We start from the raw sequence: 13653 nt of genomic DNA on the forward strand, positions 1-13653 counted from the left end.
ACCGCACGCACCCGGACGACGACCCGGGCGGAGGAGGCTCAAGGGAGGGACGCGGGAGCACGGATAGCGGCCGGGCGGGCGGGTAGGGGTCGATTATGTATGTGATGACCGTCCCACCGATACCGACCCCCCAGCCCCCGGGACCGCCCATGCCCGGCCCCGACCCGGTGCCGCCGGAGCCCAGTCCCCTTCCCCCCGAACCGCCGGCGCCGCCACCGGAGCCCGAGCCCCAGCCGGAACCGGCGTGAGGGCGGCCCGCGCCGTGGGGCGCGGGCCGCACGCCCTCAGAAGGGAACGCGCAACCGCCGCGGGCCATAGTCGAGGCGGACCTCGGGGGCCTCGCGCAGCCAGACGCGCGCCCCCAGCACGTGGGCGCCGCTGGCGTTGACGACGACCGGGTCCAAGTCGACGTGGGCGACCTCGGGCAGCGCGTCGACCAGGCGTGACACCCGCACCAGCAGGTCCTCCAGCGCGTCGACGTCGGGCTGGTCGGCCAGGGACGAGGCGCCCGCGGGAAGCCCGAACAGCAGGGCCGAGGAACGGACGGCGCGGACCAGGTCGGCGGCGTCGGAGTCGGTGAGCGGGGCGAGACGGTAGGCCCGGTCGTCCAGCAGTTCGGCGGTGGCGTCGGCGAGTCCGAAGGCGACCACCGAACCGAACGAGGGGTTCTCCCCCGCCCGTACCACCGTGGGCACCCCCGGCAGGACGGCCATCCGCTGGACGACCAGCATCGCCTCCTCGCCGAGACGGTCGTGCAACGCGGTGTAGGCCCCGCGCACGTCCTCGGCGGTGTGCAGATCCGCCCGGATCCCACCGCCGCCCGAACGCAGCCGCAGATCGGGGGCGTTGGCCTTGACGACCACCGGATACCCCAGTTCCTCGGCCGCGGCGACCGCCTCGGCCGCGGAGGCCACCGGGATGTCGCGCCAGACGTCGATGCCATAGCAGGCCAGCAGCCGCCGGGCGATCTCGGGCGCGACCGCGCTCTCCTCGTCGTGCACCGGCTCACTGGTGAACCAGACCGAGTGGGACGGCTCACCGGACACCTCGGCGTCGGCCAGCGCCTCGCTGATCAGTTCCCGCGCCGCGGCCCGGTCGATGTCGGCCAGCTCCGGGTGGCGGCCGAGGTCGCGTTCGCGCCACATCGCGTAGCGGGTGGCGTGGGCCAGCGCGCGCACCGCGTCCTCGGGCGCCGGGTAGGAGGGGATCGACCCGCGGATGGTCTCCCCGTCGGGACCGACCCGACGCAGCTCTTCGGGCAGCCCCTGGTAGCCCAGGTAGGTGGTCACGATCGGCTTGGACGCGGTGGCCGCCCGGGTCCGCAGGACCTCGGCCACGTCGTCGGAGATCGGGTTCAGGGCGGGGATGAACACCACCACGACCGAGTGGACCGAATCGTCGGCCAGCGCGGCGCCGAGCGCCGCGTCGAAGTCCTCGGCGGTGGCGGTCGGGCCGAGGTCGACCGGATCGTGGGGGCGCAGGCCGGAGCGTACGCAGGCGTCCTTGACGAGCAGGCCGAGGGAGTCGGAGTTACCGAGGATGCCGACCCGCGGCCCCGCGGGAAGCGGCTGGTAGGCGAACAGTTGGGCGACGTCGAACATCTGCGTGATGTCGTCGACCCGCACCACGCCGGCCTGCTGGAACAGAGAGGTGACCGCGTAGTCCGGCAGCGCGAGGGCGTTGGCGGCGTGCCCGGTGGGAACCCCCTGGGAGGATCCGCCACTGCGCACGGCGACGACCGGTTTGTGCCGGGCCAGCCGGCGGGCCAGCCGGGTGAACTTGCGCGGGTTGCCCAGCGACTCCAGGTACTGGAGGACCACCTCGGTGGCGGGATCCTCCTCCCAGTACTGCATGAGGTCGTTGCCCGAGACGTCGGCGCGGTTGCCCGCGGAGACGAAGGTCGACAGGCCCATGCCACGCTGGGCCACCCGTTGCAGGATCGCCCGGCCGAGCGCGCCCGACTGGGAGAAGAAGCCGATGGGGCCGCGCGGGGGCACGTCGGGTGAGAGCGTGGCGTTGAGCGAGACCGCGGGGTCGGTGTTGGCGATCCCCAGGCAGTTGGGGCCGACGACGCGCATCCCCGCGGCACGCGCGGTCAGCACCAGTTCGTCCTGGCGGGCCCGTCCCTCGGGTCCGGCCTCGCCGAAGCCGGAGCTGACCACGACCAGACCGTGCACCCCCTTGCGGGCGCACTGGTCCACGACGTCGGCGACCATGTCGGCGCGTACCGCGACGACCGCGAGGTCCACCGGGTCGGGGATGTCGAGGACACTGGGGTAGGCGCGCACGCCCGCCACGGCCTTGGCCTCGGGGTGCACGGGGAAGACCGGGCCGCGGAAGTCGCCGGCGATGAGGTTGCGCAGGGCGGTCTGCCCGATGGTGTGGGCGGTACGGCTGGCGCCGATCACCGCGACCGACTCCGGGAAGAGCAGCCGTGCGATGGACCGGGACTCCGCGCGCTGTTCCCTCGCGCGCATGACCTCGCGGGACTCCTCGGTGGGCTCCAGGTCGAGGGTGAGCCGGATGACGCCTTCGTCGAAGGTCTGCTGGGCCGTGTATCCGGCTTCCCGGAAGACGTTGATCATGCGCCGGTTCTCCGGGAGGACATCGGCGATGAAGCGGCGCACCCCGCGCTCGCGCGCGGCCTCACCGATGTGCTCCAGCAGTACCGAGGCCAGACCGCGCCCCTGGTGGGCGTCCTCGACGACGAAGGCGACCTCCGCCTCGTCGGGCCCCACCTTGTCGTAGCGGACCACCGCGACCATGGGATCGCCGATGGTCGCGATCAGGGCCACCCGGTCCTCGTAGTCCACCGTGGTGAACCGTTCGACATCGCGTCGCGACAGTTTCGGATAGGGCGCGAAAAACCGGTAGTAGATGGTCTCGGGTGACAGGCGGGAGTGGAACTCCTGGAGCAGGCCGGCGTCCTGGGGGGTGATGGGACGGATATGCGCGGTACCGCCATCGGTGAGGACGACGTCGGCTTCCCAGTGTTTCGGGTAAGGCTGCACGGTTTTGAGAGTAAACGAGTTTTCCTACGCGCTGGAGGCAGCACGCCGGCGATTCGGGCGTTTCGGACAGAAGTAGTGACGCTTCCGTTGGACCGATCTCACCTTCCCCTCCGTCACTTCGTTACCCACGGTCTCCCCAGGACCTGTTAACGTCAGGAGCGCATTCGAAAAACAGGGCGGGGCAGGCTCGCAGCTCGGTCGGCAAGGCGGTGACGGTATGACGCGAGTGGTCGTGATCGGCGATCTGATGACCGACGCTGTCGCGCGGGCTTTCCACCCATTGGCCAGAGGAAGTGACACCCCCGCCTCGGTGATCATGTACGGCGGCGGATCCGGCGCCAACGTGGCCGCCTGGCTCGCCGTCGAGGGGACCGACACCACGCTCGTCGGCCGGCGCGGCTCCGACATCACCGGCCGTACCCGCGAGATGGAGCTCATGGGGTACGGCATCGACGCGCGCATGGTCATGGACCCCGAGCGTCCCACCGGCACCTGCGTGGTGATGATCACCCACCGCGGCGACCGCACGATGCTGAGCGACCCCGGCGCCAACGCCGCGCTCCAGCCCGAGGACCTCCCCCGCGACGTGTTCGGGCCCGACGGTCATCTGCACCTGTCCGGCTACACCCTCCTCAACGAGGGGTCCCGGCGCGCCGCGCGCGCGGCGCTGCGCATGGCCAGGTCCACGGGCATGTCCATCTCGGTGGACGGCGGCTCCCACGCCCCGCTGGAGCGCGCCGGCGCCGAGGACTTCCTGGAGTGGACCACGGACGCGCGGCTGCTGTTCGCCAACAAGGAGCAGGCCACCGTGCTCACCGGGCGGGAGGAGGCCGAGGCCGCGGCCAAGGTCCTCATCGCCTGGTACCCCAACGTGGTGATCAAGCTCGGTGACGCGGGCGCCCTGTGGGCGTCGCGGAACCGGGACGACATCATCGTGCTCCCCGCCGAGCCCGTCGAGCCCTCTCCCGGGTCGATCGGCGCGGGCGACGCCTTCATCGCCGGCTTCCTCCCACCGTGGCTGGCCGGCAAGCACCCCAGGGACGCGCTGGCCTCCGCGCAGCGCCTGGCCGCGCGTGCCCTCCACCAGCCGGGAGCCCGCCCCGACCTCGGCTGACCCCGTCGCGGACCGGCGCGGGGTCCGCCTCCCCTCCGTGGGCCCCGAAACCCGCCACGGGTCCGGGGCGGACCCTCCGGTCGTGCCCCTCCTCAGGTTCGGGACCTCCGGACGGGCTCGGCCCCGCGGGTCCGCGCCTCCTCCTCGGCGGGACGATGGCAGCGGCCTCGCCGAGCTCCCCCGGACCGGGATCCCGCGCGCCGCCCGACGTTCCCATCCCCGTCCCCGCTGCTCCGCGCGGTCGGGCGAACACGCCGGTCGGCCGACGTCCGAGGGAGCGGCCGGGCGCGCCCTTCGGCGCGCGGACACCGATCGCCCCCCAGACCACCCATCCGGCGCCTCCCGCGACCACGCGCCGGCGGCCGGGGCCACGAGGCGACGCCGCCTCGCCTTGCGCGAGACGAGGCGGTGGCGGACGCGAACCGGGAAGGCCCCTCCCGATCTCCTCCCGCGCCGCCCATCGATGCGGGCCACACGAGGTCACCGGAGGGGGCCGTCGAACATCCTCACTCGGCGCCCTCCCGGCCGGAGAACGCGCCCTGACGGCTCAGGACCGGGAGGCCAGGGTCAGGGGCAGGACCGGGCCCGAGCCGGCCTCACGCAGCAGCCGGGCCGCCACGGTCAGGCTCCACCCGGTGTCGGTGAAGTCGTCGACCAGCAGAACCGGCCCGTCGACCCCGGCCAGGGCCGCGCGCAGGGGGTCGGGCACGGTGAGCGCGTGCCACACCGAGGCGAGCCGCTGGGCGCTGTTGTGACGGCGCGCCCCGGGGCCGTCGGGCCCGGTGTATGCGAGCGTCCCCAGCGGGGCCAGCCGGCCGACCCGCGCGATCCGCGCGGCGAGGTCGGTGATCATGACCGGCCTGCCGCGTGAGGGCATGGCGACGACGCCGACCGGCCGCTGTTGCCACGGCCAGGCCGCCAGAACCCGGACGAGCCCCTGGAACACCCGATCCGCGACCGGTTCGTCTGGGGCCTCCTCGGCGAGGAGACGGCGCAGGGTGGTCCCCCAGCCGATGTCGGTCAGGCGGGCGAGGGAGCGTCCCTCCTCCGCTCGGTGCTCGGGGCGGATGTTGCCGGAAAGGCCGACCCCCAGCGCGTCCATGCCGGTGGGCCACTGCTTGCGGGGGGAGATGACGGCACCGGGACGATCCAGATGCTCGGCCGCGGCCTGCCGCTGCGCGGGATCGACGTCCACGGGCCAGCGGCCCCCCGTGCAGTTGTCGCACCGGCCGCAGGGCCCCGCGTCGGCGTCGTCGAGCTGACGGCGCAGGAACTCCATCCGGCACCCGGTGGTGTCGGCGTAGTCGAGCATCGCCCGCTGCTCGATCTCGCGCGCCGCGGCGACCGCGGCGTAACGGTCGGCGTCGTAGCTCCAGGGACGTCCGGTGGCGGTCCAGCCACCACGGACCCGGCGCACCGCGCCGTCGACGTCGAGCACCTTGAGCATCTGCTCCAGCCGGCTGCGGCCCAGGTCGACGCGGGCCTCCAGCCGCGGCAACGACACCGGGCCGTCCGCCTCGGCGAGGGCGTCGAGGGTGCGGCGCACGATCTCCTCCGGCGGGAAGGCGAGACTGGCGAAATAGGCCCAGATCTCGCGGTCCTCGCGGCCGGGGAGCAGGATGGCCTCGGCGCGCTCGACGCCACGGCCCGCCCGGCCCACCTGCTGGTAGTAGGAGATGGGCGACTGGGGCGCGCCGAGGTGGACGACGAATCCGAGGTCGGGTTTGTCGAACCCCATCCCCAGGGCGCTGGTGGCCACCAGCGCCTTGGTGCGGTTGGCGAGCAGGTCGTCCTCGGCCCTGCGGCGTTCCTCGGGGTCGGTCTGCCCGGTGTAGGCGCGCACGTCGTAACCGCGTTCACCGAGGAAGGCCGCGGTCTCCACGGCCGCGGCGACGGTCAGCGTGTAGACGATGCCGGAGCCGGGCAGTTCGCCCAGGTGCTGGGCCAGCCAGCTCAGCCGCGCGGTGCTGTCGGGAAGCCGTACCACCGCCAGCCGCAGGCTCTCGCGGTCGAGGGCGCCGCGCAGCACCAGGGTCCCCGCGCCGTCGCCGATGTCGAGCTGTTCGGCGACGTCGCGGGTGACGCGCTCGTTGGCCGTGGCCGTGGTGGCGAGGACCGGAACGCCCCGCGGAAGCCCGGCCAGCAGCGTGCGGATGCGCCGGTAGTCGGGGCGGAAGTCGTGCCCCCAGTCGGAGACGCAGTGGGCCTCGTCCACGACGACCAGGCCGGCGCCCTCGGCGAGACGGGGGAGGACCTGGTCGCGGAAGTCGGGGTTGTTGAGCCGCTCGGGACTGACCAGCAGCACGTCCACGGAGCCGGCCGCGATGTCGGCGTAGATCCGCTCCCACTCGTCGAGGTTGGCGCTGTTGATGGTACGGGCCGAGATCCCGGCCCGTTCGGCCGCGGCGATCTGGTTGCGCATCAGGGCGAGCAACGGCGAGATGATGACGGTCGGGCCCGCCCCCTCGGCCCGGCGCAGCGCGGTGGCCACGAAGTAGACCGCCGACTTGCCCCACCCGGTGCGCTGCACGACGAGGGCCCGGCGCCGTTCGGCGACAAGGGCGTGGATGGCCCGCCACTGGTCCTCGCGCAGCCGGGCGGACGGGCCGGCGAGCGCGCGGAGGTGGCGCTCGGCCGCCTCGCGCAGGGCCGATTCGTCCGAGGCCGGGGCCGCGGTTTCGGACGGTGCTGAAGTCACCATGTCCTCCTTGCTATCAGAGCCCGCGCCGCGGCGCCGCCCGGTCCCGGCAACCGGCCGCGGGTCACTCCCCGTCGTCGCGCGATTCGCGCAGCGCCTGCCGCAGTTCGTCGGTCACCAGGTGGGCGCGGTCGCTCTCGCCACGGCTGTAGGCGACACGCCCGATCGTCTGGGCCAGAACCGGGACCGTCAGGAACTGGAACAGGCCCACCAGGGCCAGCGGCACGGCCGAACCGACGTCGGGCAGCTGGAACGCGGCTCCGAGTAGGAGCAGGACCAGCCCCACCGTGTCCGGCTTGGTCGCCGCGTGCAGGCGCCCCAACAGCGTGGGGAACCGCACCAGGCCGAAGGTGCCGATGAGCGCGAACAGCGCACCGAGCGGCAGCAGCACCGCGGTCGCCCAGTCAGCCACGGTCATGGGCCCGCCTCTCCGCGAACCGGGCCGCCGTCAACGTGCCGACGAAGCCCAGCAGCGCGATCGTCACCATGAGGCCGATGTAGGCGGTGTCGCCGCGGACCGCGACCTCCACCGCGATCGAGCTGACCACCAGCACCGACAGCGCGTTGAGGCAGATGATGCGGTCGAGCACCGACGGCCCGCGCACCAGGCGGACGAGCGTGAACAGCACGCCCGCGCCCAGCATGGCGAACGTCGCGGTGTAGACGTGTTCCAAGACGTTCACGACGTCTCCTTCCGCGTGGTCGTGGCGTACTCGCGTTCGGCGCGTTCGAACTCCGCGATGTCCTCGGCGTTGCCGAACGCGCGGACGATCAGTTCCTCGGTACGGCGCACCTGGCGGCGCAGCCCCTCCACCGCCTCGGGCGAGGCCACGGGGATACCGTGCACGTAGATGACCCCTTGGTCACGGTTGAGTTCGATCACCAGGCTCCCGGTGACCAGGGACAGACCTCCGCTGACCAGGGCGAGCAGGAAGTCGGAGTCGGTGCGCATGGGGACCGCGACGATCGCGCCGCGGGTCCGCTCCGGCCGCCACAGAACGTGGAAGGCCACTCTGACGCTGGAGGCGAAAAGGTCGTAGCCGATGCGCGAGGCCAGCCGCAACACCGCGATCGGGTGAAATCCCAGCCGGACCGGCAGGTGCGGGAGACGCGCGGCCGAGTAGCCCAGCGAGGCCACGAGCAGACCGGCCAGGATCGTTCCCGGGGACGGGTCCCCCCACAGGATGACCCACATCACCGTGAGCCAGACGACCGTGGGCAGGCGCCCCAGGAGACGCTGGAGCCAGCTCCGCTCGTCGGCGGGCGCCTCCACGGGACGCACCGCGCCGCTCTCGTCCGCCGCGGTCATCGCGCCCCCTCTCCCAGTACGGCCTCGATGTAGGCGTCGCCGTTGACCAGCCCCTCGGCCGCGGTGAAGCCGATCGAGGCCAACGGTCCGGCCGCGACCGCCACGAACAGCCCGACGGCGACCATGACCCCGGTCATCGTGGTCATGAAACGCAGACCGCCGAGGTTGGCGCCGTTGCGCAGCCGCTCCTTCGCCTCGACCATGTCCGGCAGCGGAGTGCCCCAAAACGCCCGGGTCCAGATCCGAAAGACCGCGATCAGCGTGAGCAGGCTGGTCAACAGACCCGCGACGATGCCGGCCAGGACGAGCGGGCTTCCCTCGGCGAAACCAGCCTCGAACAGCGCGACCTTGGCGACGAAGCCCGACATCGGCGGCAGCCCGGCCAGGCTGAGCGCCGGCAGGAAGAAGAAGAGCGCCAGCGCCGGGGACACCGTGGTCAGCCCGCGGATGGCGCGCAGCGAGGTGTGCCCCACGTACTGCCGCATCAGCCCGTTCACCAGGAAGAGCGTGGCCTGGACGATGATGTGGTGCACGAGGTAGAACACCGCCCCGGCCAGACCCGCGGCCGTTCCCACGCCCAGCCCGAAGATCATGAAACCGATGTGGCTGACCAGGGCGAAGGACATGACCCGGTTGACGTCGTCTTGGACCAGGGCGCCGAGGATCCCCACGACCATGGTCGCGATCGCCACCCACAGCAGTACGTCGGAGATGTCGTCGCGGAAGAACAGCAGCGTCTGGGTGCGGATGATCGCATACACCGCGACCTTGGTCAGCAGCGCGGCGAAGATCGCCGAGATGCGGGTGAGGGCCACCGGATAGCTGTCGGGCAGCCAGAAGTGCATGGGCACGATGGCGGCCTTGATCCCGAACACCACGAAGAACAGCAGGGCCAGCACCATCCGCAGCTCCGGAGGGGCGGCACCGAGCTTCTCGGCGATGTCGGCCATGTTGACGGTGCCAGTCAGGGCGTAGACCAGGGCGATCCCGGTGAGGAAGAGGATCGATGAGGTCAGGCTGACGACGGTGTAGATCATGCTCGCGCGGACCCGCGCCCTGGTGGGCGCCTGGGTGATGAGGGCGTAGCTCGCGGTCAGCATGATCTCGAACCCGACGAACAGGTTGAACAGGTCGCCGGCGATGAAGCTGAGGCACACGCCCGCGGTCAGCACGAGGTAGGTCGGGTGGAACACCTGCGGCGTGGCCCGGCTGAGCCCGCCGATGTCCTGCCCGATCGCGTAGAGCAGGACGATCAGCAGGACCACCGAGGAGACGAGCAGGAGCAGCGCGGCCATGGGGTCGGCGACCAGGGTGATCCCCAGCGGCGCCGCCCAGGCCCCGGCCTGGGTGGTCACGACCGTGCCGTCGGCGGTGCGCGCCAGCAGCAGCGCTGCGTCGACGATGACCACCGACAGGGTCAGCGCGCCGACGATCTGCTGGGCCCGGGGAACGCCGCGCAGCAGCAGCGTCACGGCGGCGCCCAGCAACGGCACCACGAGGGGGATGGCGAGCAGCATGTTCACGAGGAGTCCTCCGGCTCGGTCAGCCGGCTGATGCGGCGGTCCTCGACGTCGTCGGGGACTTCGTCGTTCTCGTCTCCCAGCCACACCCGGTAGGCGAGTGCGAGCAGGAAGGTGGTGACACCGAAGGTGATGACGATCGCGGTCAGCGCCATGGCGTGGGGCAGCGGGTCCGACATCTCCCCCGACGGGCCGCCCAGCAGCGGGGGCAGGGTGATGGCCTCGTCGGTCAGGAGCAGGGACAGGTTCGCGGCGTGGCCCAGGATGAGGATGCCGAACACGACGCGCATCAGGGAGCGCTGGAGGAGCAGGTAGAAGCCGCTGGAGTAGAGGACCGCGACGCACACGACGAGGATGAGTCCGGGCGTGTTCACGCCTTCTCACCCCCTCGCCTGCGGGCGGCGCGCGCCTGCTCTGCGGCCCGCTCCTGGCGGGCCTCCGCCTCCTCCGCCTCCATGCGGGCGCCGAGCGCGGCGACAACGGACAGGACGAGACCGACGACGATCAGGAAGACCCCCGTTTCGAAGATCAGCGCACTGAGCAGTTTGACGTCACCGAAGACCGGGAGGGTGAACTCCCACTTGACGGTGTCGAGGATGGGCCGGCCGAACAGCAGCGGAACACCGGCCGCGCCGCAGGCGACGATCATGCCCAGCGCGAGCAGGGTGTTGGGCCGCATCGGCAGTCCCGCGGCGAGTTCATGGCGACCGCCCGCGATGTAGCGCAGCACGTAGGCCATGCTCGCCACGAGCCCTCCGGCGAACCCTCCGCCGGGACGGTCGTGTCCGGACACCAGGAGGAAGACCGACAGGGTGAGGATGGCGGGGATCAGCAGCCGCGCCGCGACCTCCAGCAGGACCGAGCGAGGACCGAACGCGGGACGGACGACCGTGCTCAGCCACCGTTCACGCGGTGCCTCCCAGCCTTCGGGCGGTCCCGCGGAGCTCCCGCCGGCCGTGGCACGAGGGCGCGGGGCGCCACTGCCTTCGAGGGCCATGGTCAGCTTCCCTCCTTGGGCTTGTCGCCGGTTCGGGAACGGGAGATTCGCAGGTCGGCCCCCTCCTCGCCGCGCGTGCCGAGGTCGGCGTTCTCGCTGACGGGGGATCCGGGGGCGCGCATCGCCAGTTCGATCTCCTCCTCGTTGATGTCGACGTCGGGCTCGTCCACGATCCGGTCACGGCGGTTGAGCAGGACCAGCGAGGCGACCGCGACGGCCGCGGTGGCCAGGACGACGACCTCACCGAAGGTGTCCAGCGCGCGGAAGTCGGCGAGGATCACGTTGACGAGGTTGTGCCCCCCGGCCTGCTCGGCGTAGCCGGCGAACTCACGCGAGATGGGTTCGGCGGTGCGCGCGCTCGTCGTCAGCCACAGCGCCACCGCGATGAAGGTGCCCGCGGCCGAGCACAGGAGGAGGGTCAGTCGTTTGGCCCACCCGTTGGGCCGGGTGTGGAAGGTCGTCGGCAGCAGGCGCAGGACGAACACCAGGATGATGGTCGTCAGCGTTTCGACGAGCACCAGCGTGAGCGCCAGGTCGGGCGCCCCGTGCAGGACGAACAGACCCGCGATGCCGAATCCCATCGCGCTGAGGAGGATGAGGGCGGGGAACCTGCGGTGTTCGCGCACGGTCGCGACCGCGGTGACGATGATGACCAGGGCGACGACCGCCTCAAGGGGGCTGTCCCACAGGCGCAGGTGCTCTCCGCCCAGGGGTAGCGCCAGCTCACCGGTGATCAGGGCCGCGAGCATGCGCAGTCCCGGCAGCGCGAGCATCGTGGCCAGGATGATGCCGAGGTAGACCGGCAGGGAGCCGCTCTGCGAGCGGCGCGTGACGCTCAGCGCGCTGGAGTAGACGGTGTGGATGAACAGGTGGTAGCCCGCGTCGGCGTCCGGCCAGCGCGGCATCGAGTTCTGCAGCCTGGCGACGGGGCGACGCCACCAGAACATCGCCGCGCCCAAGACGATGACCAGCGCCGACAGTCCGAGCGCCGGGGTGAGGCCGTGCCACAGGGCGAGGTGGTAGGGGTACCCGCCGTCGTCGTAGGCGGCGGCGTAGGACTGGGCGATCGGGTCGAGGAGGGGCGAGGCGACCCCCAGGACCAGGCCGGCCGCCGACAGCAGGACCGGGGCCGCCACGAACGGGGCCGAGGGCGCTTTGAAGCGGCGCGCGGAGACGGTGGCCTTGTCCGCGAAGGCCCCCCAGACGAACCTGGCGCTGTAGGCGAAGGTGAGCACCGAGCCGAACACCAGGCCGACCAGCACGGTCCAGGCGACCCCCTGGGGGAGTTCGCCGGCGTGGCCGGGGACGAACGCCTCCAGCGCCGCCTCCTTGCCGACGAAGCCGAGCAACGGCGGCAGGCCCGCCATGGAGGCCGCCGCGAGACCGGCCGCCACCGCGAGCACCGGCATCCGCCGCCCCAGGCCGCTGAGCCGGCTGATGCTGCGCGTCCCCGTCTGGTGGTCGACGATCCCCACGGTCAAAAACAGCGTGGACTTGAACAGGCCGTGGGACAGCAGCACCCCGATGGTGGCGATCGCGGCGGTGTGGGTGCCCGCCCCGGCCAGCAGGGTGAGGAAACCGAGCTGGCTGACGGTGCCGTAGGCGAGGAGGAGTTTCAGGTCGTCTTGGCGCAGTGCTCGCCACCCGCCGACGACCATCGTGGCCAGACCGAAGCCGAGCACGAGGACGCGCCAGGGATCGACGTCGGCGAAACCGGGGGACAGCCGGGCGATGAGGTAGACGCCGCCCTTGACCATCGCCGCCGCGTGCAGGTAGCCGCTGACCGGGGTCGGGGCGACCATCGCGCCCGGGAGCCAGTAGTGCAGGGGGGCCTGGGCGGACTTGGCGAAGGCGCCGGCCAGGATGAGGACCAGGGCCGCCGGCAACCAGGGGCTGTCGGTGGGCGGGTCGGCCAGCAGGGCGGAGATGCTGTAGGTCCCGCCGATGGTGCCCAGGATGATGAAGCCGATGAGCATGAGCAGGCCGAAGCCCGCGGTGGTGACCAGGGCCTGGGTGGCCGCGCGCCGGGAGTTCTCCTTGCGGTCGTCATGGCCGACGAGCAGGAACGAGGTGACCGAGGTCAGTTCCCAGAAGACATAGAGCGCGAACAGGTTGTCGGTGGTGACGACCCCGAGCATCGATCCGGCGAACAGCACCATCACCGAGGCGAGTCGACCGAGCGCGCGCTCGCCGGAGGAGAAGTAGGCGGCGCTGTAGCAGAAGATGACGGCGCCCACGCCGGAGACCAGCAGCACCATCGCGAGGGCGAGCGCGTCGAGCCGGAAGTCGAGGTTGATGTCGAGGGCGGGCACCCAGGGGATGGACGCGGAAACGGCCCGGCCGGCGACGATCTCCGGTGCCTGGGAGAGCGCCCAGACCGCGGACAGGATCGGCGGCAGGCTCGCCACCAGGAAGGCGCGAGGTCCCAGGAGCCGTACCAACGGCGGTATCGCGACCGCAGCCAGGGCGTGGATCGCGATGATGAAGGGCAGCAGCATAAGTGACGTTATCGATGGTCAGGACCGGAGGCGCAACCTTTCTCACCACCGGACGGCGGGCGGGCGGGGCGAGGTGTCGAACGGACGGAACACCCCAAAGGGTAACCGCACTCCTCCTTCCCATCTTGACGTCACCGCGCCGAGGTGTACTATTTGCCGCCCCCCCGACCGACCACGGACGATCGTCACTCTCCGTATTTATACTGGTAGGGCGGGAAAATCAGGTCCTTCTCCGGAACGCCACCGGCTCGAATTCCCAATTTCACCGTGTTTGATCTCATACAACAAGAAAGATGAGACACGGCGTCCCACTTACAGCGCGTCGTCACGGGCCGCCCGAAGCACCGTGTCCGGTTACGCAGCGTCTCCACCCCTCGTATGGCCTGTTCTCGGGGATGACATGAAACGCCTCACTCCCCGTCTCCGGCCGGAGACGGCCGGCGGCACGGGGACGGCACGGTATTTCACCCCGCGATCCGGTTCGCGGTGGTCACTGGGTCGGGCCA

10 protein-coding genes are annotated in these 13653 nt (G+C 71.6%); 1 reads left to right on the top strand and 9 read right to left on the bottom strand.

From position 1 onward, the window contains the following. Positions 1-284 precede the first annotated feature (284 nt). Complete coding sequence (locus ACYVHU_RS18985; protein WP_078762951.1) at positions 285-3011, bottom strand: bifunctional acetate--CoA ligase family protein/GNAT family N-acetyltransferase; 2727 nt, start codon at positions 3009-3011, stop codon at positions 285-287. A 226-nt stretch (positions 3012-3237) separates the two neighbouring features. Between ACYVHU_RS18985 and ACYVHU_RS18990 the strand changes: the two genes are divergently transcribed. Continuing rightward, positions 3238-4125 (top strand): sugar kinase, encoded by an 888-nt coding sequence (locus ACYVHU_RS18990; protein ID WP_078762952.1) that lies wholly within the window; start codon positions 3238-3240, stop codon positions 4123-4125. A 547-nt stretch (positions 4126-4672) separates the two neighbouring features. Here ACYVHU_RS18990 and ACYVHU_RS18995 read toward each other — a convergent pair. The 8 genes from ACYVHU_RS18995 to mbhE all read right to left on the bottom strand — a co-directional run bounded on the left by ACYVHU_RS18995 (position 4673) and on the right by mbhE (position 13147). Further along, positions 4673-6826 (bottom strand): RecQ family ATP-dependent DNA helicase, encoded by a 2154-nt coding sequence (locus ACYVHU_RS18995; protein WP_498949153.1) that lies wholly within the window; start codon positions 6824-6826, stop codon positions 4673-4675. 61 nt (positions 6827-6887) lie between these two features. Further along, positions 6888-7241 (bottom strand): monovalent cation/H(+) antiporter subunit G, encoded by a 354-nt coding sequence (gene mnhG, locus ACYVHU_RS19000; RefSeq protein WP_078762954.1) that lies wholly within the window; start codon positions 7239-7241, stop codon positions 6888-6890. Continuing rightward, on the bottom strand, positions 7228-7506 hold the full coding sequence (locus ACYVHU_RS19005) for an MrpF/PhaF family protein (RefSeq protein ID WP_078762955.1): 279 nt from the start codon (positions 7504-7506) through the stop codon (positions 7228-7230). The genes mnhG and ACYVHU_RS19005 overlap by 14 nt, the downstream gene beginning before the upstream one ends. Then, positions 7503-8132, bottom strand: a complete 630-nt coding sequence (locus tag ACYVHU_RS19010) for a Na+/H+ antiporter subunit E (protein WP_078762956.1) — start codon at positions 8130-8132, stop codon at positions 7503-7505. Before ACYVHU_RS19010 ends, ACYVHU_RS19005 begins: the two co-directional genes overlap by 4 nt. Beyond that, on the bottom strand, positions 8129-9655 hold the full coding sequence (locus ACYVHU_RS19015; protein WP_144390197.1) for a Na+/H+ antiporter subunit D: 1527 nt from the start codon (positions 9653-9655) through the stop codon (positions 8129-8131). The genes ACYVHU_RS19010 and ACYVHU_RS19015 overlap by 4 nt, the downstream gene beginning before the upstream one ends. Further along, positions 9652-10026, bottom strand: coding sequence for an NADH-quinone oxidoreductase subunit K (locus ACYVHU_RS19020; RefSeq protein WP_078762957.1), 375 nt, complete (start codon positions 10024-10026; stop codon positions 9652-9654). The genes ACYVHU_RS19015 and ACYVHU_RS19020 overlap by 4 nt, the downstream gene beginning before the upstream one ends. After that, complete coding sequence (locus ACYVHU_RS19025; RefSeq protein ID WP_078762958.1) at positions 10023-10649, bottom strand: MnhB domain-containing protein; 627 nt, start codon at positions 10647-10649, stop codon at positions 10023-10025. Before ACYVHU_RS19025 ends, ACYVHU_RS19020 begins: the two co-directional genes overlap by 4 nt. Positions 10650-10651: 2 nt before the next feature. Further along, complete coding sequence (gene mbhE, locus ACYVHU_RS19030) at positions 10652-13147, bottom strand: hydrogen gas-evolving membrane-bound hydrogenase subunit E (protein ID WP_078762959.1); 2496 nt, start codon at positions 13145-13147, stop codon at positions 10652-10654. Positions 13148-13653: the final 506 nt, after the last annotated feature.

The organism is Marinactinospora endophytica, from assembly GCF_054780875.1.